The organism is Lichenicola cladoniae, from assembly GCF_013201075.1.
Classification (GTDB): Bacteria; Pseudomonadota; Alphaproteobacteria; order Acetobacterales; family Acetobacteraceae; genus Lichenicola; species Lichenicola cladoniae.
Genome location: NZ_CP053708.1, coordinates 1,793,240 through 1,810,766 on the forward strand (window position 1 = coordinate 1,793,240; position 17,527 = coordinate 1,810,766).

Annotated in this window: 18 protein-coding genes; 12 read left to right on the forward strand and 6 right to left on the reverse strand. The window is 68.1% G+C overall.

The window, feature by feature from the left end:
• Nucleotides 1-5 precede the first annotated feature (5 nt).
• From tolB to ftsH, 5 genes are all read left to right on the forward strand, one after another.
• On the forward strand, nucleotides 6-1,397 hold the full coding sequence (gene tolB, locus HN018_RS08260; RefSeq protein ID WP_171836004.1) for a Tol-Pal system beta propeller repeat protein TolB: 1,392 nt from the start codon (nucleotides 6-8) through the stop codon (nucleotides 1,395-1,397).
• Between the two features lie 235 nt (nucleotides 1,398-1,632).
• Entirely contained in the window at nucleotides 1,633-2,118 is a 486-nt protein-coding gene (pal, locus tag HN018_RS08265) for a peptidoglycan-associated lipoprotein Pal (RefSeq protein ID WP_171836003.1), read from the forward strand.
• A gap of 161 nt (nucleotides 2,119-2,279) precedes the next feature.
• A complete protein-coding gene (locus HN018_RS08270; protein ID WP_171836002.1) occupies nucleotides 2,280-3,185 on the forward strand; it encodes a tetratricopeptide repeat protein in 906 nt (301 codons plus the stop codon).
• Entirely contained in the window at nucleotides 3,169-4,482 is a 1,314-nt protein-coding gene (tilS, locus tag HN018_RS08275; RefSeq protein WP_171836001.1) for a tRNA lysidine(34) synthetase TilS, read from the forward strand. Before HN018_RS08270 ends, tilS begins: the two co-directional genes overlap by 17 nt.
• A gap of 162 nt (nucleotides 4,483-4,644) precedes the next feature.
• Nucleotides 4,645-6,573, forward strand: a complete 1,929-nt coding sequence (gene ftsH, locus HN018_RS08280) for an ATP-dependent zinc metalloprotease FtsH (RefSeq protein ID WP_171836000.1) — start codon at nucleotides 4,645-4,647, stop codon at nucleotides 6,571-6,573.
• Nucleotides 6,574-6,649: 76 nt separating this feature from the next.
• Here ftsH and HN018_RS08285 read toward each other — a convergent pair whose 3' ends face one another.
• Nucleotides 6,650-7,726 carry an alkene reductase gene (locus tag HN018_RS08285; RefSeq protein ID WP_171835999.1) on the reverse strand — a complete coding sequence of 359 codons (1,077 nt, stop codon included), beginning with the start codon at nucleotides 7,724-7,726 and terminating at the stop codon, nucleotides 6,650-6,652.
• 60 nt (nucleotides 7,727-7,786) lie between these two features.
• Between HN018_RS08285 and folP the strand changes: the two genes are divergently transcribed.
• The 4 genes from folP to HN018_RS08305 all read left to right on the forward strand — a co-directional run bounded on the left by folP (nucleotide 7,787) and on the right by HN018_RS08305 (nucleotide 12,046).
• The gene (gene folP / locus HN018_RS08290) at nucleotides 7,787-8,815 is read left to right on the forward strand and encodes a dihydropteroate synthase (protein ID WP_338034014.1); all 1,029 of its coding nucleotides are present in this window, start codon (nucleotides 7,787-7,789) and stop codon (nucleotides 8,813-8,815) included.
• 75 nt (nucleotides 8,816-8,890) lie between these two features.
• Complete coding sequence (gene glmM, locus HN018_RS08295) at nucleotides 8,891-10,249, forward strand: phosphoglucosamine mutase (protein ID WP_171835998.1); 1,359 nt, start codon at nucleotides 8,891-8,893, stop codon at nucleotides 10,247-10,249.
• A 34-nt stretch (nucleotides 10,250-10,283) separates the two neighbouring features.
• Complete coding sequence (gene thiD / locus HN018_RS08300) at nucleotides 10,284-11,081, forward strand: bifunctional hydroxymethylpyrimidine kinase/phosphomethylpyrimidine kinase (protein WP_171836047.1); 798 nt, start codon at nucleotides 10,284-10,286, stop codon at nucleotides 11,079-11,081.
• A 50-nt stretch (nucleotides 11,082-11,131) separates the two neighbouring features.
• Nucleotides 11,132-12,046 (forward strand): aspartyl protease family protein, encoded by a 915-nt coding sequence (locus HN018_RS08305; protein WP_172443468.1) that lies wholly within the window; start codon nucleotides 11,132-11,134, stop codon nucleotides 12,044-12,046.
• Nucleotides 12,047-12,056: 10 nt separating this feature from the next.
• On the opposite strand, the gene HN018_RS08310 is transcribed toward HN018_RS08305, so the two are convergent.
• Together HN018_RS08310 and HN018_RS08315 are read right to left on the reverse strand one after the other, a co-directional pair.
• Complete coding sequence (locus tag HN018_RS08310) at nucleotides 12,057-12,596, reverse strand: carboxymuconolactone decarboxylase family protein (protein ID WP_171835996.1); 540 nt, start codon at nucleotides 12,594-12,596, stop codon at nucleotides 12,057-12,059.
• A 97-nt stretch (nucleotides 12,597-12,693) separates the two neighbouring features.
• Nucleotides 12,694-13,248, reverse strand: a complete 555-nt coding sequence (locus HN018_RS08315; RefSeq protein ID WP_171835995.1) for a peroxiredoxin — start codon at nucleotides 13,246-13,248, stop codon at nucleotides 12,694-12,696.
• A gap of 41 nt (nucleotides 13,249-13,289) precedes the next feature.
• On the opposite strand from HN018_RS08315, the gene HN018_RS08320 reads away from it, so the two are divergent.
• The 3 genes from HN018_RS08320 to HN018_RS08330 all read left to right on the forward strand — a co-directional run bounded on the left by HN018_RS08320 (nucleotide 13,290) and on the right by HN018_RS08330 (nucleotide 14,506).
• Nucleotides 13,290-13,529 (forward strand): hypothetical protein, encoded by a 240-nt coding sequence (locus tag HN018_RS08320; protein ID WP_171835994.1) that lies wholly within the window; start codon nucleotides 13,290-13,292, stop codon nucleotides 13,527-13,529.
• Between the two features lie 261 nt (nucleotides 13,530-13,790).
• Nucleotides 13,791-13,916 carry a type B 50S ribosomal protein L36 gene (ykgO, locus tag HN018_RS08325; protein WP_171835993.1) on the forward strand — a complete coding sequence of 42 codons (126 nt, stop codon included), beginning with the start codon at nucleotides 13,791-13,793 and terminating at the stop codon, nucleotides 13,914-13,916.
• A gap of 38 nt (nucleotides 13,917-13,954) precedes the next feature.
• Nucleotides 13,955-14,506, forward strand: coding sequence for a tetratricopeptide repeat protein (locus HN018_RS08330; RefSeq protein ID WP_171835992.1), 552 nt, complete (start codon nucleotides 13,955-13,957; stop codon nucleotides 14,504-14,506).
• 31 nt (nucleotides 14,507-14,537) lie between these two features.
• Here HN018_RS08330 and HN018_RS08335 read toward each other — a convergent pair whose 3' ends face one another.
• The 3 genes from HN018_RS08335 to HN018_RS29075 are packed head-to-tail and all read right to left on the reverse strand — an operon-like array spanning nucleotide 14,538 to nucleotide 17,523.
• Entirely contained in the window at nucleotides 14,538-15,518 is a 981-nt protein-coding gene (locus tag HN018_RS08335) for a peptidoglycan -binding protein (RefSeq protein WP_171835991.1), read from the reverse strand.
• Nucleotides 15,515-16,705, reverse strand: coding sequence for a flagellar motor protein MotA (locus HN018_RS08340; protein ID WP_171835990.1), 1,191 nt, complete (start codon nucleotides 16,703-16,705; stop codon nucleotides 15,515-15,517). The genes HN018_RS08335 and HN018_RS08340 overlap by 4 nt, the downstream gene beginning before the upstream one ends.
• Nucleotides 16,702-17,523, reverse strand: coding sequence for an OmpA family protein (locus HN018_RS29075; protein ID WP_275434261.1), 822 nt, complete (start codon nucleotides 17,521-17,523; stop codon nucleotides 16,702-16,704). Before HN018_RS29075 ends, HN018_RS08340 begins: the two co-directional genes overlap by 4 nt.
• Between the last annotated feature and the right edge of the window lie 4 nt (nucleotides 17,524-17,527).

Below are 17,527 nucleotides of genomic sequence, written 5' to 3' on the forward strand. Positions count from 1 at the left end.
ACGCGATGTCGATCATCACGTCTGACACACACGGCCCGGCCCATCACGGCATGACCCGGCGTGGCCTGATCGGCGGCACGATCGCCGGCGGCATCATCGCATCCCCGCTGGCGGCATTGGCCCAGGACGCGCCGGGCGCTGCCCCGGCCGGGCCGGCCGGCAACCAGCCCGGCGAGGCGGAAATCACCGTCGACCAGGCGCGGACGGCGCCGATCCCGATCGCCATCCCGTCGTTCGGGCCCGGGATCGGCCAGCAGATGACCCAGGTGATCAGCGACGATCTCGCCGGTTGCGGGTTGTTCCGGCCTCTGGGCGATGCGGCGTCGGCCGGCGGGCCGGGGGTGCCCAACTTCGACATGTACAAGAGCATGGGCGCGCATGCTCTGGCGCAGGGCACCACCTCCGGCTCCGGCAGCAGCGTCCGTGTCGAGTTCCGGCTGTGGAACACGCTGAGCGGGCAGCAGCTGCAGGGCACCGCATACACCACCAGCGGCGGCAACTGGCGCCGGATCGCCCACATCATCGCGGACGTCATCTACGAGCGGATGCTGGGCGACAAAGGCTATTTCGACACCCGCCTTGCCTACATCGCGCGGTCGGGCCCGCGCTCGCACCAGATCACCCGGCTGGCGATCATGGACCAGGACGGCGCCAACAGCCGCAACCTGACCGGCGGCGAGTGGCTGGTGTTGACGCCGCGCTTCCATCCGACCCGCGACGAGATCGCGTTCATGAGCTACGCCAACGACCGGCCGCGCGTGTATCTGTTCGACCTGAGCAGCGGTCGCCAGCAGGTGCTGGGCGAGTTCGCCGGCATCAGCTTCGCACCGCGCTTCTCGCCGGACGGCAACTCGGTGGTGCTGTCGGCAACGCGGGGCGGCGGCTCGGATATCTACACCGTCGATCTCGGCAGCCGCAGCCCGCGCCGGCTGACCAATTCGGGCGCCATCGACACCAGCCCCTGCTACAGCCCGGATGGCTCGCAGATCGCGTTCAACTCCGACCGTGGTGGCAGCCCGCAGCTCTACATCATGGGCGCCGGCGGCGGCGGGGCCAGGCGGATCAGCTACGGCTCCGGCCAGTACGGCTCGCCGGTCTGGAGCCCGCGCGGCGACCTGATCGCCTTCACCCGGATCGGCGCCGGCGGCTTCTCGATCGGGGTGATGGCGCCCGACGGCACCGGCGAGCGCATCCTGACCAAGGGCTTCACGGTTGAGAGCCCGACCTTCTGCCCGAACGGCCGGGTGCTGGCCTATTGCCGGCAGAGCTCCGGCGGATCGAACGGCTCCGGATTCTCGTCGGCCCTCGGACAGATCGATATTGCCGGGTTCAACGAGCGCGTCATCCACACGCCGGGGGGCGCCTCGGACCCGGCCTGGTCGCCGCTGAAGGGCTGACACCATCGAAAATGCTGGCAGTAATGCCGCGCCGGTCAGAAACTTTGGTCCGGACACGCATCGTAATGCCTCTGAACACGTTGTCAGCTTGACCGGAACCGAAACGACGCAGTAATCGGCGATTGGCTCTGACCGTTGGTTACCGCTGCGCTCGCGTTCTCTGCTTCGAAAATGGTCGGAATGAACCCCGGCCAGCTGCCTTGCCTTCACCCGAACCGTTTCCAGGAACGAAACCATGAAATTGAAGCTTCTCGGGGCACTTGCCCTCGTCGCGGCCCTCGCCGCGTGTTCGGACGACAAGGCAGCCAACACCGGTTCCGCTTCCGGCCTCGGCGCCACTTCCGCACCGACCGGCAGCGCTGCTCCGGGTAGCGAAGCCGACCTGGTCGCCAATGTCGGCGACCGCGTCTATTTCGACCTGGCGCAGAACTCCCTGTCGAGCGAGGCCCAGGCCACTCTCGATCGCCAGGCTGCATGGCTCGCCCGCTATCCGCAGGTCACCATCCAGCTCGCCGGAAACTGCGACGATCGCGGCACCGAGGAATACAACATCGCGCTCGGCAATCGCCGTGCGAACGCCGCACGCGACTACCTGGTCGCCAAGGGCGTCTCGGCCGAGCGTATCTCGACCATCAGCTACGGCAAGGATCGTCCGGCCGCGACGGGCGACGACGACCAGTCCTGGGCGCAGAACCGCAACGCGATCACCGCGGTTCGCTGATCAGGCGGCTTCGGGTCGCCCGCCTCGGACAGAGGCGGACACGAGGCAGCTTCGGCGCCCTGGGAGGAACACTCCCAGGGCGTTTTTTTGTTTGGGGCACCGCGGCTTTCAGCATGCCGGTCCATGCTCTAGCGTCCGTCCTGCTGATGTCGAGGATCACGATGCGTCCTGTTGCTTTCCTATCCCTCCGTGCCGCGCTGCTGCTGGGCGTCGCCATGACCGTGGCGATGCCGGACCGCGCATCGGCCCAGATGGCCAGCCGGGAAGGGATCTCGTTGCAGAACCAGATTCTCGAGCTTCGTCACGAGGTCGAGGCGCTCGGCGGCGGTAGCGGTGGCGGCGGCAATGGGTCGCCGGTCGCACCGCCGATCGGCGGCGGCCGGTTCCAGGGCAACACCGGCAGCGGCGACGGGAGCGGACTGACGCCGCAACTGCTCGACCGGGTGCAGACCCTGGAGGACGAGGTGCGGACCATGCGCGGCGAGCTCGACCAGCTTACCAACCAGGTCCAGCAACAGAACGCGACCGTCACCAAGCAGCTCGGCGACATGAACTTCGCGCTGCAGCAGGGGCATGGCGGTTCGCCGGCACCGGGTGGATCGTCGCCCGACGATGCAGGGCCGGGTCCGAACATGCCGGCAGCCAGTGCCGCCCCGCCTGCGGCACCGCCGGCGCAGGTCAAGCGGACGCCCGAAAGCTCGCTGGCGGCAGGCAACGCCGCCCTGGCACATCGCGACTATGCCGGCGCCCAGGCGGCAGCACGCGACGTGCTCGCGGGACCACGCAGCCCGAGGCAGGTGGACGCGCAGTATCTGCTCGCCCAGTCGCTGGCCGGCCAGAAACAGTATCAGCAGGCTGCGGTCGCCTATTACGACACCTACAACCGCGCACCGCGATCCGCCCGCGCGCCGGACGCTCTGCTCGGCGTCAGCGCCTCGCTGATCGCGCTCGGCGACAAGCCGTCCGCCTGCCAGGCCCTCAACAAGGTGCATGCCGAATTCCCGTCGCCGGCGCCGCGCGTGCGTGCCGCGACCACGGCGCTGCGCAGCCGTGCCGGTTGCCGCTGACGCAGTAGACGACGCAAGCCCGCTGAGCAGGCGGCGGCTGCAAGCGGACGAGTTCGCCGCACTGATGGCGCCGCTGGGTCCCTGGCCCGCAGCCGGGGCCGCGACGCCGATCGCGGTGGCGGTCTCGGGTGGAGCGGACAGCACGTCGCTCGCCCTGCTGGTCCGCGATTGGACGGCAGTGCGTGGGCTTCGCCTGCTCGCGCTGGTGGTCGATCACGGCCTGCGCGCCAGTTCCGCGCAGGAGGCGGCGGAGACCGTCGCCCGGCTTCAGGCCACCAACATACCGGCACGCCTGCTCAGGGTGGATGGACTGCAGCCCGGCCCATCTGTCGCGGTGCGGGCGCGGATGGCTCGCTACGAGATCCTGAGCCGTGCCTGCAGGGAAGCCGGCGCGATCGACCTGCTGCTCGGGCATCACGCCGGCGACCAGGCCGAGACGGTGCTGATGCGCACACGGTCCGCCAGCGGCCCCGATGGGCTGGCGGGTATGGCCGCCCTCGTCGAGACCCGGGATGTGCGGCTGGTACGGCCGCTGCTGTCGGTCTCTCGGGACCGGCTCCGCGCAGTGGTCGAGGCCAGCGGGATCGGGTGGGTCGAGGACCCGTCGAACCACGATCCGCGCGCCATGCGGACACGGCTCCGCACCGAACTGCGCCAGTCGGATGCCGGCATGGCGCACAGGCTTCTCGACGGTGCGTTGGAGCATGGAGCCGGACGCATGGCGCGCCAGCAGGACGTTGCGTCGCTGCTCGCGATCGGCGGGTCGCTGCGTCCCGAGGGGTTCGCGTTGCTGCCGCCGGGCCTGCTGCCCGCACACGCGATGGTGGCGTTGATCCGCACGGTCGGGGGGGCCGCCTATCGGCCGCAGTCGTCCCCGATCGACGCCCTCTTGCGACGGCCGCACGCGATGACCCTGGCCGGGACACGGCTGATGCCGGCCGGGCGGCTTGGCCCCGGCTGGCTGCTGCTGCGCGAAGCCGCATCGATCGGACCGGACCGGGATGCAGTCGATGGTGCGATCTGGGACGGGCGCTATCGGCTTGATGTCGGTCGCAGTGCACCGGTGAGCCTGGCCGGCGTGGTCGTGTCGGCCCTGGGCGCCGGACCTGTGCCTCTGCATATCCGATCCCGGCTGCCGGCTGCGGTGCGGGCGACGCTGCCGGTCATTCGTTGCGGAGCAAGGCTGCTTGCGGTGCCGCATCTGTCCTGGTCGGCCGGGCCCGAGTGGGCCGGGGTGCGATTCCGGTTCCAGCCTGCATTGCCTGCGTCCGAGGCTGCGGTGTTCGCGCCTGCCTAATTGCACCGGAGCAGGATGCCGGCACTTACTCCGGCGTTCGATCGTCCCAATCTAGTTGCGGAGTGTGGTGTTTTGGCAGCACGGTCGTCTATGGTTAGCGGAGCCGCAGGAATGCGGGAAAGTAGCCTCGATCGTGAGTCGAGCGTGGAATTGTAAGGCGACATGAGCAATTTTGGCCGGAACCTGGCCCTCTGGGTCATCATCGCATTGCTGCTGGTACTGCTGTTCAGCGTCTTCCAGCCGGGCGGCAACCAGCATGCAGCGCAGCAGCTGGCCTATTCCGACTTTGTCGGCGATGTGAGCGCTGGCCGGGTCCGTTCGGTGGTCATCCAGGACCACAACGTCTCTGGCGTGCTGACGGATGGGACCAGCTTCGAGACCTACACGCCGGAAGATCCCAACCTGGTGACCCGCCTGACCGACAAGGGCGTCGAAGTGGTGGCCAAGGCACAGGATGCCGATGTCAATCCGCTGTTCCGATACCTTCTGCAGTGGGCTCCGCTGCTGCTGATCATCGGCGCATGGTTCTTCGTGATGCGGCAGATGCAGTCCGGTGGCGGCCGTGCGATGGGCTTCGGCAAGTCCCGCGCCAAGCTACTGACCGAGAAGCAGGGCCGTATCACCTTCGACGACGTGGCCGGCATCGACGAGGCCAAGTCCGAGCTCGAGGAGATCGTGCAGTTCCTGAAGGACCCGCAGAAGTTCCAGCGCCTCGGCGGCAAGATCCCCAAGGGCGTTCTTCTGATCGGACCGCCGGGAACCGGTAAGACGCTGCTGGCACGCGCCATCGCCGGTGAAGCCAACGTGCCGTTCTTCACCATCTCGGGTTCGGACTTCGTCGAGATGTTCGTCGGTGTCGGCGCCTCCCGCGTGCGCGACATGTTCGAGCAAGGCAAGAAGAGTGCGCCCTGCATCATCTTCATCGACGAGATCGACGCGGTCGGCCGTCATCGTGGCGCCGGGCTCGGCGGCGGCAATGACGAGCGCGAGCAGACGCTGAACCAGATGCTCGTCGAGATGGACGGCTTCGAGAGCAACGAGGGCGTGATCCTGATTGCGGCGACCAACCGCCCCGACGTGCTGGACCCAGCGCTGCTCCGGCCGGGCCGCTTCGACCGCCAGGTCATGGTGCCGAATCCCGACGTCAACGGTCGCGAGAAGATCCTGCGCGTGCACATGCGCAAGGTGCCGCTGGCGTCCGACGTCGAGCCGAAGACCATTGCGCGCGGCACCCCGGGCTTCTCCGGTGCGGACCTTGCCAACTTGGTGAACGAGGCGGCATTGCTCGCCGCACGCCTGGGCAAGCGCACCGTGGCGATGCTCGAGTTCGAGAGCGCCAAGGACAAGGTCATGATGGGCGCCGAGCGCCGGTCGCTGGTCATGAGCGACGAAGAGAAGCGCATGACCGCGTTCCACGAGGGCGGCCATGCCCTGTGTGCGATCCGTACCCCCGGCTGCGACCCGGTGCACAAGGCGACCATCATTCCCCGCGGACGTGCGCTCGGACTGGTGATGAGCCTGCCGGAAGGCGACCGCTACTCCAAGAGCAAGTCCAAGCTGCTCGCCGAGCTGACGATGGCGATGGGCGGCCGTGCCGCCGAGGAAATCATCTTCGGTGCCGAGAACGTCTCGAACGGCGCGTCGGGCGACATCAAGATGGCGACCGACCAGGCTCGCCGGATGGTCAGCGAGTGGGGCATGAGCGACAAGCTCGGCATGATCTCGTACGGCGACAACGGCCAGGAAGTTTTCCTTGGCCACTCGGTGACGCAGAACAAGAATGTGTCCGAGCAGACGATCCGGGAGATCGATGCCGAGATCAAGGCGATCATCGACCAGGCCTACATCAACGCGCGGACCCTGCTGACCGACAATATCGACGAGCTGCACAAGCTCGCCAACGGCCTGCTGGAATACGAGACATTGTCCGGCGACGAGATCCGGACCGTGCTGCGCGGCGAGCCTGTCGAGCGCAAGGTGGTCGACGATCCGATGATCGAGAACCGCCGCGCCTCGGTGCCGAGCACACGCAAGCCGGAACCGATCCCGCCGGTCACCGGCGGCCTGGACCCGGCGCCGCAGCCGGGCTGACCGCCGCCGATAGTCTATGGCCGACCCGACCAACGAGCCCTGCGAAAGCGGGGCTCGTTTCGTTTAGGGCCGGCGTTCAGGCGGCGGTGGGGTAGTCGATATAGCCCTCGGGACCCTGGCTGTACCAGGTGGCCATCACGTCCGCGTTCAGCGGCAGGTCGTGCTGCAGGCGGTGCGGCAGGTCCGGGTTGGCGATGAAGGGGCGCCCGAAGGCGATAGCGTCCGCGGTGCCGCTCTCGAGTGCACCGTGTGCCTTGGCCGTGTCGTAGTCGGAGTTCAGGACCAGGGGCGGGCTGAACACCTTGCGGATGAACGGGGCCACCGGTGCCACCTCGGCCGCGCCGAAGGTGCCGTTGAAGTCGGGCTCGCGAAGTTCCAGGAACGCGATGTCGAGCGCCGAGAGGCCGGCCGCGGCGGCGGTGAACAGGCCGACGGCATCGCTGTCGTCGACACCCTGGGTATTGCCGTTCGGCGACAGGCGTACCGCGGTACGACCGGCGCCGGCGACCTCGATGACGGCTTGCGTGACCTCGGTCAGCAGCCGAATGCGGTTCCCGATCGGGCCGCCATACGCGTCATCGCGGAAATTGCTGTTGTCGCGCAGGAACTGGTCGATCAGGTAGCCATTCGCGGCGTGGATCTGCACCCCGTCGAAGCCGGCGGCGAGCGCGTTGCGGGTGGCGATGCGATAATCCTCGAGCAGCCCGGGGATCTCGTCGAGACGCAGGGGACGCGCTTCCTGGTAGCGCTGCTTGCCGTCGTAGGTATGTGCGTCACCCGGGCCCGTGGTGGTCGAGGATGAAACAGGTTGTGCGCCGCCGAGGAAGCTCGGATGCACCAGCCGTCCCATGTGCCAGAGCTGGACCATGATCCGCCCGCCGGCCTTATGTACCGCGTCGGTCACCGGCTTCCAGGCCTCGACCTGCCCGCTGCTCCACAAGCCCGGCGCGTATGGCCAGCCAAGCCCCTGCTGGCTGATACCGGTGGCTTCGGTGATCAGCAGGCCGGCACTGGCCCGCTGGGCGTAATATTGCGCCATCATCGGCGTCGGCACGTGAGCGCGCGTGGCGCGACCGCGGGTGAGCGGCGCCATGAGGATACGGTTCGGCGCCTCGATGGCACCCAGTTGTATGGGGTCGAACAACGTTGGCATGAAGATCTCCAGATAGGGCGAGCCGGACCTGCCAGGCAGGCCGGGCTCCGAGAGGCGAATATGGTGACGATGACGGCGCGACTGATCGAACCTCTCGGCCTGCTCCACGGGATACAGGGCCGCTTCGCTTGCGAGGCGGGGTTGGCGCTGCCGCTTGCCGGGGGACCGGCCGCGTTCAGCCTCTGCGCGCTGATCGACGAGACCGGCCGGCGCATCGTCCCTGTGCATGACATCCCCGGCGACTGGGCCGAGCCATTGTCATGGATCACCACGCGCCTGCCGGAGGCAGGCCTGCCGCCAGGCGTGCTGGTGATGGGCATCCTGAACGTCACCCCCGACAGCTTCAGCGACGCCGGCCGCCACGAGCACGCTCCCGAGGCGCTCGCCGCCGGATACCGGATGCTGGACCAGGGCGCGACGCTGATCGATATCGGCGGCGAGAGCACCAGGCCTGGTGCCACCCCGGTCACGTCGGATGTCGAGCAGGCGCGCATCCTGCCGGTGGTGCGCGAACTGTCGGCGCGGGGTGCTGCGATATCCATCGATACGAGGCATGCCGCGACGATGCACGCCGCACTCGGCGCGGGCGCGCTGGTCATCAACGATGTCTCGGCCCTGGCGCACGATCGGCTGGCGCGCGGCGTGGTAGCCCAGGCGGAGTGCCCGGTGGTGCTGATGCATATGCGCGGCACCCCGGACACCATGGCCGGGCTCACCGGCTACGGCGACGTCGCGGTCGATGTCGTGCGCGAGCTGGCCTGGTCGATCGAGCAGGCGACGCTGGCCGGGATTGCACGTGACCGGATCATCGTCGATCCGGGGATCGGCTTCGCCAAGACCGAGGCACAGAACCTGGAGCTGCTGCGACGGCTGCCGATCCTGGCCAATCTCGGCTGCCGCGTGCTGCTGGGCGTGTCCCGCAAGGGCTTCATCGGCAGGGTCGGCGGCGCATCGTCGCCCACCGATCGGCTGGCCGGCTCGATCGTGGCGGCGTTGCCCGGCCTGGCTTTCCCGGACACGATCCTGCGGGTGCACGACGTCGCGGAGACGGTGCAGGCGGTGCGACTCTGGCAGGCCATCCATGGCTGAGCTAGATCAATGGGTTCGGGCAGACAGCCTGGGGGTTCGGGCAGACAGCCCGGCGACAAGCCGAAAGTACGTGCGATGAGTGGTCCCAGGAAGCTGTTCGGAACCGATGGTATTCGGGGCACCGCCAATACCGACCCGATGACCGTCGAGGTGGCCCAGCGTCTCGGACAGGCCGCCGGCCTGCGCTTCATGCGCGGGACGCACCGGCACCGGGTGGTGCTGGGCAAGGACACGCGGCTGTCCGGCTACATGATCGAGTGCGCGCTGGTTTCGGGCTTCCTGGCGGCCGGCATCGACGTCACGCTGGTCGGCCCGTTGCCGACCCCGGCGATCGCCCTGCTGACCCGCAGCCTTCGGGCGGATCTCGGGGTCATGATCTCGGCATCGCACAATCCGTTCGAGGATAACGGCATCAAGCTGTTCGGACCGGACGGCTTCAAGCTGTCCGACGACGTGGAGGCCGAGATCGAGGCGCTGATGGCGTCGGACATGTCCAGCCGGCTGGCGAAGCCGGACATGATCGGCCGCGCCTCCCGGCTGACCGACGCGGCCGGGCGCTACGTCGAGAGCGCCAAGGCGAGCTTTCCGCGCGGCCGCCGGCTCGACGGGCTCAGGATCGTGCTGGACTGCGCCAACGGCGCCGCATACCGGGTCGCACCGACGGCGCTGTGGGAACTCGGCGCCGAGGTGATCCGGATCGGCTGCACGCCGGATGGGCTGAACATCAACCACCAGTGCGGCTCGACCAGCCCCCGGGCGCTGAGCACCGCGGTGCTCGAGCATCGCGCCGATCTCGGCATCGCGCTGGACGGCGACGCGGACCGGCTGCTGCTCTGCGACGAGCGCGGCCAGCTGATCGACGGCGACCAGATCCTGGCCCTGATCGCGCGATCCTGGGCGGCGAGCGGCCGGCTCGAAGGCGGCGGCGTGGTGGCGACGGTGATGTCCAACATGGGACTCGAGCGGCTGCTGGTCGGGGATGGACTGAAGCTGGAGCGGACGGCGGTCGGCGATCGCTACGTCGTCGAGCGGATGCGCGAGCTCGGCATGAATGTCGGTGGCGAGCAGTCGGGCCACATGGTGCTGTCCGATTTCGCCACCACCGGCGATGGCCTGATCGGCGCATTGCAGGTGCTGGCGGTGCTGGTCGAGCGCGGCCGGCCCGCCAGCGAGGCGCTGCGCATGTTCACGCCGTTCCCGCAGCTGCTCAGGAACGAGCGTTTCGTCGGTCCGTCGCCGCTGCTGAACCCGGCGGTGCAGGAGGCCAGGCGCTGGGCCGAGGACGAACTCGGTACCACCGGCCGCCTGCTGCTGCGCGAAAGCGGCACCGAGCCGGTGGTCAGGGTGATGGCCGAGGCAGAGGACGAGGCCTTGGTGGCGCGCGTGGTCGCCGGGGTCTGCGACGCGATCAGGCGCGTGTCCGTGGCGGCCTGAGCGCCGCATCGTGACGGGTCCGGAGCGGGGCGCCATGCATGGCCGGGTGCTGATCGTCGCCGGGAGCGATTCCGGCGGTGGTGCCGGCATCCAGGCCGACATCAAGACCGTGACCGCGCTGGGCGGTTTCGCGATGACCGCGATCACCGCGCTGACCGCGCAGAACACCCTGGGCGTGCAGGGGGTGATGCGGGTGCCGCCGGAGTTCCTGCGGCTGCAGATCGACTGCGTGATGGACGATCTCGGCGCGGACGCCTTCAAGACCGGGATGATGGACACCGCGGAGATCATCGAGACCACCGCGGACTGCCTGGGCCGGTGGCCCGGGATGAAGCTGGTGGTCGATCCGGTGATGGTCGCCAAGGGCGGCCAGAAGCTGCTGCAGGCGGACGGGATTGCCACCCTCAGGCGCTGCCTGCTGCCGATCGCGACGGTGCTGACGCCGAACCTGCCGGAAGCGGAGGCGTTGTGCGGCATCCCAATCGAGAGCCTCGACGACATGCATCGCGCTGCCAGGTTGCTCCTGGGGCTCGGGGTGCCGGCGGTGCTGCTCAAGGGCGGCCACCTGCCGGGGGACACGGTGATCGACCTGCTGGCAACCCGGGACGGGTCCGAGAGCTTCGCTGCACCCCGGATACCGACCCGCCACACCCATGGTACCGGGTGCACACTCGCCAGCGCGGTCGCCGCCGGCCTCGCGCAGGGAATGGGACTGCGGGATGCGGTGATCCGTGCACGTCACTATGTGAGGTCCGCGATCGAGACAGCACCGGGATACGGCGCCGGCGCGGGCCCGCTCAATCACGCCGTCACGTTCTGCCCGAACCCTTAGGTGCGACCGACCGGCGCCGACTGCCCGGATCGCCGGCAGGAATGAAGCCGATGCCGGGGCTCCGCATGGTCTGTCTGGTGCTGCTGCCGCTGCTGGCCGCAGGATGCGCGGGCTCCGGGGATGGCTCGGCTGGCTGTGTCATGCGCGAGGTCGCCGAACTGCCGGTGCTGAACCAGGCGGGGGTGCCGATCGTCAGGGCCGCAATCAACGGAACCCCGGTGGCGTTCATCGTGGACACCGGCGCCCGCGCCTCGATCATCGGTCGCACCAGCGCCGACGCGCTCCGGTTGCCGGTCAGCTTCGAGAACCATCACGTCATTATCGGGATCGGCGGTGCGACGTTTGCGCCCGACGCGACGGTCGACCGGCTGTCGCTGGGCGACGGTGCCGCACGCAACGTCACCTTCATCACCGCCGGGGAGTTCGGCCAGCAATCGGATGGGCTGCCGGTCGTCGGGCTGTTCGGTGGTGACTTCCTGGCAAACTACGACGTCGAACTCGACCTGCCGGCGCATCGGATCGGGCTGTATGACGAGCAGCATTGCGGCACCCACTTCCGCCCATGGGCCGATGCGTTCTACGAGCAGAAATTCAGCCTGAACAACGCGACGGAGATCGACCTCGACGCCAGCCTCGATGGCCGCGCGATCACCCTGCAACTGGATAGCGGAGCACAGCACACGGTGCTGGATCTGGCTGCGGGAGTGACCGGCGGCGCCCGGTCGGGAGCCATGGCGGGCGATCCGAAATCGAGGCTGATCGGTGTCGATGGCAACCCGGTTACCGGTCACGCGCATCGCTTCGGCATGCTGTCGATCGGACCAGAGCAATTTGCCTCGATCCGGCTCACCGTGGCCGATCTACCGAAGAGCCTGCTCGGCAGCGACTTCCTGCGGTCACACCGTGTCTGGATCTCCTACCCGCACGAGATGCTCTACATCCATCGTGCCGCACCCGGCGGCTGACGAGGGGGCTCTAGGCCGGCTGGGTTGCCATGGCATCCTCGCTCTCGATCGCGACGGCGACGGCATGCACCACCGAGGCGATCCGGACCGCGGCCTGCACCTGCTCGGTGGTCAGTCCATGCGCACGCACGGTCTTCTCGTGGCTTTCGATGCACATGCCGCAGCCGTTGATCGCCGATACCGCAAGCGACCAGAGCTCGAAATCGACCTTGTCAACCCCGGGCTTACCGATGACGTTCATCCGCAGGCGCGCCGGCAGGTTTGCGTAGTCGCCGCCGGCGAGATGCACGAAGCGGTAATAGATGTTGTTCATGCCCATGATCGCTGCAGCCGACTTCGCGGCGGTCAACGCCTCGGCACTGAGCTTCGGGCCGAACTCGGCCAGGATGCTTACGATGACGGTCGCGTTCCGCGATGCCAGAGCGGACACGATGAACGTTCCGGCCAGCTGCTGCGGCGAGAGCACGGTCTCGTTTGCCAGCGAGCCGAGATTGAGCTTCAGGTCCTTGGCATAGTCGGGAATGCGGGCCTTGAGCGCGTCGATCGACATCGGGCGGTACTTTCTGTGCGGGAGGGTCCGTGCGGAATAGGGCGGCTCCAGCGGAGCCGCCCTATTCCGTTCAGCTTTGTCCTGAAGCGGGATGGGTTCAGGCAGCCGGGCGCAGGTGCTCTTCGCCCTTGCTCCAGTTGCAGGCGCACAGCTCATCGCTCTGCAGCGCGTCGAGCACGCGCAGCACTTCCTGCGGATTGCGGCCGACCGACAGGTCGTTCACCGCGGCGTAGCGGATGATCCCGTCCGGATCGACCAGGAAGGTCGCACGCATCGCCACGCCTTCCTCGCGCGACAGCACGCCGGTGGCACCAGCCAGCTCGCGCTTGATGTCCGCCAGCATCGGGATCTCAAGGCTGTTGAGGTCCACGTGATGCAGGCGCCAGTTCATGTGGACGAATTCGCTGTCGGTCGAGACGCCGTAAACGACGGTGTCGCGGTCGGCGAAATCCTCGTTCAGCTTGCCGAACGCCACGATCTCGGTCGGGCAGACGAAGGTGAAATCCTTCGGCCAGAAGAACACGAGCTTCCATTTGCCGTGGTCGGTCTTGTCGGTGATCCGCGTGAAGGCGGTCTTGAGGTCGAGGCCGGCGGCTCCACCCTTGACTGCAGCGAGGTCGAAGGACGGGAACATGTCGCCGACTGTCAGCATGATCGATCTCTCAAATATCTGTCGGTGCCGACCGCGTCCGGATGAATGCAGCCTACACGGTCCTCTATCTTATGCTGCAACGCGGCATTTCAGGTCAACATGCGCTGCGCCGCCTTGCCGCCTCTGATGGTTGGAGCGTTGGCAGGCAGGAACGCACCGGGCTCGGGCGTATCGCGCTGCTATGCGCCGATGAACTGCCGGACGGCTTCGCGGCGCACGGGCGGCTCGACAGAAAGCCCTGGAAGCGGCTCAACACGAGCAAGGCGCGCAGCCTGAGATGACTGCGCCGTCGGACATGCGTCGTGGCGTGTCCGCTCGAGCCGGCAGTGCTCGGTACCATTGGGTCGACCCTACCTTGGTTGCCCGCCTGGTCGGGTCGTGACATGCCTTCGCGACCGGGGTGTCAGCCGTGTCGGAGGCGTCTGATCCGGCTCCGGAAGGCTGCCGGAGCGTGTCGTTCGGTGCCTCGTTATTGACACCCGTCTGGCGCGCGGTTATTCGCCCCCTCTTTGCGGTGCTCCGCCGCTCTCGAAGGTCGGACCATGAAGATCAGAAACAGCTTGAAGTCGGCTAAGACGCGCGACAAGGACTGCCGCGTCGTGCGCCGCCACGGCAAGGTGTATGTCATCAACAAGAAGAACCCGCGCATGAAGGCCCGCCAGGGCTGATGCGGCTGCCGGGCGCGGGCAGGGGCGACTAGTCGCCGATGTCCATGCGCCTGGCAGGTGTTCTCTGTGCGGTGGCGGCGGCCTGTGCCTCCGTGCCTGCGGCCGGGGCCGATCCGTCTTTGGCGGCGATGCAGAAATCGTTGCTGGAAGCTCCCGATGCTGCCCGTGCCGCATTGATTGCTGACAGGCTAGAGGCAGCCCGGCAGGCTGCGCTATCTCCGACGACCCGCCTGATGCTTCACCGCGGCCAGCGCGAGCTGGCGGCAGGCGAATTGCGTGCGTCCCTGGACGATCTGAGCGATGCCGTCGAGCTACAGCCCGACCAGGCATTGCTTTGGCGTGAGCGGGCTGCCGTCAGAGCCATGCAGGGTGATCAGGACGGCGCGATCCAGGATCTCGGTGGCGCGCTGAACCGTGACCCGGGTGATGTGGCGGCATGGTCGAGCCTGTCGGTTATCGAGGAACATCACGGCGACGCCGCCGCGGCCTATGCGGCGTGGGAACACGTGCTTCGCCTCGATCCGGTGATCGGCGGCGGCGCCAGCCGGCTCGACCACCTGCGACACCAGATGGTCGGAGACCCCACGTAAGCACCGCCGGCCAAGCCTTTGTAGATACAGCTTACCGGTCGGTCAGGCGCAGCTCGATGCGACGGTTGCGAGCAAACGCCTCGGGCGAGGTTCCATCGTCAAGCGGCTGATATTGCGAGAAACCCGTCGCCGCCAGGTTCTGCGGCTTGATGCCGTCGGCCATCAGCAGCTTCACCACCGTGATCGCCCGCGCCGACGAGAGCTCCCAGTTGGTGGGGAACGCACTGTTGGAGATCGGCTGCCGGTCGGCATGACCATCGACCCGGAGAATCCAGGGCAGGTCGGCCGGAATCTCTGCGGCGATCTGCTTCAGCGTGCCGGCCAGCGTATGCATCTGCTCGCGTCCGGCTTGCGACATCTCCGCACTTCCAGGCGGGAACAGCACTTCGCTCTGGAACACGAATCGGTCGCCGACGACACGGATGCCGGGATGATTGGCGAGGAGCTGTGACAGCCGGCCGAAGAATTCGCTGCGGTAGCGCTTCAGCTGCTCGACCTTGTCGGCCAGCGCCAGATTGAGCTTGTTGCCGAGATCGGTGATCTTGATGTCGCGGTCCTTGAGCCCGGTCTGCGAGATGTCCAGGGCCTGGGTGATCGCCGCCAGCTGCTTCTGGAGCTCGGCCAGCTGCTGGTTCAGCAGCGTCACCTGAGACTGGCTGTCGGCCGAAAGCTTGTCCGCCGTCGCGAGCTTGGCGGTGTCGCCGGTCAGCTCGGCCGTCAGCGCCGTCGTTGCAGCCAGATCCTTGTTGCGCTGGGCGGTCAGCGAAGCGACCGAGAACTCCAGCTCGTGGCTGTGGCCCTTCTCCATCGACAGCAACTGGTTGAGCTGGCTCATCTCGCGGGTCAGCTTGTCGAGCGCGCTTTGCCGTCCGTTCAGGGCGACCGACAGGAACGCCTGCGCCAGGACGAACACCAGCAGCACGAAGATGATGACCATGAGCAGCGTGGACAGCGCGTCCACGTAGCCGGGCCACGCATCCAGCCCGTTGTTGCGGACGCCGCGGCGCCTCATCGCGAGGAGCGTCCCGACGGATCGCTGGGGCTATTGAACGAGGGCGTTGCCGGGTTGCCCGAGGAGGCCGCAACGGTCCGCGTCAGCACACGGAGCTCGTTGCGCAGCTCGTTGGTAGCCTGGCTGCGGCCCTGCTCGTTCTCGCTGAGCATGCGCTGCAGCAGCCGTTCGATCGCGCGCAGCGGCTCGCGCATGTCGTGACCGCCGCCGTCCATGCCGCCCTGGTCGGCCATCCGCTTGAGCGCCGGCATCATCGCCGACTGCGACTCCGCCACGCGCAGCATCAGCTGCTGGTTGGCACGCAGCATCTCGGTCAGCGACCCGAGCCGGTCCGACAGCGTTTCCATGGTGTGGTTGTAGGTCTGGCGGCCATCCTCGCCGCGGGCGAGCACGGTCTGCAGCCCGTCCAGATTCTCGGCGGTCTGCTCGAGCAGTGCCTGCACGTAGGCTGGAATCGGTGCCTCGCCCTCGCCGCCGCCGGCGTAGCCGGACGAGAAGCGGGTGATGCCGGCGAGCCATTCCTCGAGCTCGTTGAAGAAGCGGTTCTGTGCCTGGCCGGCGGTCAGGTCGAGGAAGCCGAGCACCAGCGAACCGGCGAGACCGAACATCGAGGCCGAGAACGCGGTGCCCATGCCGCGCAACGGCTCGGACAGGCCGCCCTTGAGCTGGTTGAACATCTGGTTCACGTCGCCGGAGCCCACGGAAAGATTCTCGATCACCCCGCCGATCGAATGCACCGTCCGCAGCAGGCCCCAGAACGTCCCGAGCAGTCCCAGGAATATCAGCAGCCCGGTCATGTAGCGCGACAGCTCGCGGCTCTCGTCCAGCCGCGAGGACAGGCTATCGAGCAGCGAGCGGGTCATCGGCGTCGACAGCACCAGCCGGTCGGCGCGGTTGCGCGTCGCCAGCATCGAGGCCATCGGCGCCAGCAGGCGGGGCGGGGCCGGCGGTGCCAGGCCGGCGCGCGGCTGGCGCAGCGTCTCGATCCAGCGCACCTCGGGCGACAGCCGCAGCACCATCACCAGGTTCCAGATGATGCCGAGCAGCAGCACCGCCAGGATCAGCCCGTCGAGCACCGGGTTGTTCTGGAAGGCGGCCGCCAGCGTCGGGAACAGGAAGGCCGAGGCGCCGGCGACGAACACCAGGAAGAGCAGCATGCGCAGGACGTAGGTGGTGGGGCGGGTCATTGGCCCGTGGCTCCGGATACGGCGGGAGCGGCGGCAGGAGCCGGAGAGGCGGCGTCGGCCGGCGCGTTTGCGGGTGCAGGAGCGGGCGCCGCTCCGGGCGACTGCGAGAGGCGCATGTCGACCCGGTCGGACGGGGCGGCAGCGTCTGCGGATTTGGTGGCGCCGGTCGGCTGGCCGATGACGCGCACGTAGATCCGCGTCGACGGGATGCCCTCGTTGATCAGCACGGCGCGTGATGCCAGCCCACGCGACAGGGCCAGCCGACGCGGTGTCGACGGATCGTCGGCGGTGCCGGCGCCGTAGGCGTCGAGATCGGCGCGCGACTGCGGATCGGCCTTGAGCCGCGTCGCGAAGGTCTGCAGCGCCTGCATGGTGGCGGGGTTCAGGTCGGCGCTGCCGCCACCGAAGGTGATCCGGGTGCCGTTATCGATTGCCGTCGCAGCGCCGGCCGCATCCTGCACGACCGGGACCGGTGGTGGCGGCGGTGGCGGGTGCAGCGGCACGTTGATAACCGGCGCCTTGAACACCGGCGGCGGTGGCGGCCCGGCTGGGATCGTCGCCGCCGGGGAATGGGCGCCCGGCGGTTTGGCGGCTGTCTTGTGGCTGGTGTGGGCGGACGGCTTCGCGGTGGCGTGGGACGCTGCATGCGCCGGCCTGGAGGCATGATGAGAGGCGGTGGCATGCTGGGCCTGATGACCGGAGCCTAGCGCATCCAGCGCGCCCTGGTTGGTGGTCACCTGGCCCATGGCCGGTTCGACGACCCCCGCGCACAGCAAGGTCAGGGTCGCGACGATGGGGAAACCGGGGAGGGTGCGCATTGCG